Genomic DNA, 1,689 nt, shown 5'->3' with positions numbered 1-1,689 from the left:
CTGCGCCGCAGCCGAGCCGTGAGCCAACCTCAGGTAGTTCTGAGCCAGATGGGGTTTCATGACACGGACGAGGAAGAAGCAGGGTCAGCCAGAGGTTGTCGGGTGCAGGTGGGCTGCGGTGTTTCTGGCACAATGCTTCCGTCAACTGCCGCGCCAGCCCTTCAAGCGGAATGGCAGGAGCGTGGCCAAACAAAGACAGCCGATCAAGCTATTTGAATCCACCCTCAGTGAACTGAGGGTGAAATATCCGGAAGCTTACTTACGTTTCTTCAATGCAGCCAATAGCCCGAGGCCGCCTATGAGCAGTGGTAATCCGGCGGGAACCGGAATTGGAGAAGGGTCTGGAGGTGTATCAGCTGCAGACAAACTGATGTTGTCAAAAGCAGCATATTCGCCTTGAATCAGATCGATTTGGAAGATTACGTTTCCATTGGTGTTACCGACAGTACTGAGGCCAAAGTTTCCGCGAGTCCAAGAAAACGTATCTCTTGCCGATGCCTGACCAGTCAGATCAAAGCTATCGAGGATTGACCCGGAGCCGATGCCAGCCACGCCACTAGGGTTATCGAAAAGGGAAAACCGGAAGATGGGCGCCTCTCCCCCAACAGGGATGAATGGTCCACTAAATGTCGATAGATCGATACTCGAAATATCGATCCCGACATTAAAGAAGTCAAAAGATCCCACATTAAAAGAAAGACCCAATCGATCATCCTGGACACGCTCAAGCATTCCAAGTGCAAAGTTTCCCCCAGTTCCTGACGGATCGCTCCAACCTGTCCCAAATGCTGCCGTTCCAGCCCCACGGTTCGATCCGCTAACATTCAATGTTTCGACAGTGTTGGTTTGAGAAAATAGGAAACCCGGAGGCTGATTTCCATAATTTTGGTTTACAGAGGTGAATATGTTTACATCGCCGCCATTGTTAACGTAATTGGCTGGATTTTCAAAATCCTGCTCATAGAGAGTTACACTAGCTGCAAAACTTTCGCTTGAGGCAGCGAAGATCGCTAAAGATGCAGCGGACATAACGCACATAAAGCCGTTCATTTCCCACCTCTTACACAGAATCACCCACGATTCCTAATTATACCATCGACAGGCATTAAATAATAAATGTTAATTTAATTAATTATCGCCATGGAAATCAGCAGGTTATATAGATTGCCGGAAAATCGACTGGGGCAGCGAACATAAAGCGTTTCCTGCCTGACTGGCCTTAGCCACGCTTTGAGCAGATAGTCCGGCTGGTCTTGCCCCCATTACGACCGGACATGTATGGATGCTCCCCTTGGTGCAAGGACTTTTTTCAACCTTCAAGGCGTGTGATCGGGTGCTCACATGTGTCGGGCATCGTGGTGCGGCTTTTGTCAGCCGCGGGCCGGTATAGTGATACGCAGATTGGGTCCAAATCACTCAGGCGAGCTCGTAGGGCTCACTGTCCGGTTCTGGTTTCCCCAACCCCGATCTTCTCGATCATTCGCCCATACGGGTCGCGGCCCTCCTCACACCGCTCCAGCCGGGCCCCGTTGCTTCAGCAAACTTCACCCTTCGGAACCTAATAATCCTCTACGCGGGTCAGCTTCGCCCAAACAGCCCGTGCCATCTTATTTGCAAGAGCGATGGCCACCAGGGCGCAGCCCTGTTTCCAATAGGACCGATCGGCACAGCGAGATCATGGCAGCGCTG

General features: G+C 51.6%; 1 protein-coding gene. It reads right to left on the bottom strand.

Annotated elements, in window-relative coordinates; translation table 11 throughout:
• Positions 1-255: 255 nt before the first annotated feature.
• On the bottom strand, positions 256-1,050 hold the full coding sequence (locus tag CK944_RS23070) for a hypothetical protein (protein ID WP_146038765.1): 795 nt from the start codon (positions 1,048-1,050) through the stop codon (positions 256-258).
• Positions 1,051-1,689 lie beyond the last annotated feature (639 nt).

Origin of the sequence: Paracoccus sp. SY (assembly GCF_002901215.1) — a bacterium.
GTDB lineage: Bacteria > Pseudomonadota > Alphaproteobacteria > Rhodobacterales > Rhodobacteraceae > Paracoccus > Paracoccus acridae.
This window is presented reverse-complemented; position numbering and strand designations above follow the sequence as displayed.

Coding starts and splice junctions, on each gene's coding strand:
- CK944_RS23070 (WP_146038765.1), bottom strand. CDS start 1,050: ATGAACGGCTTTATGTGCGTTATGTCCGCTGCATCTTTAGCGATCTTC.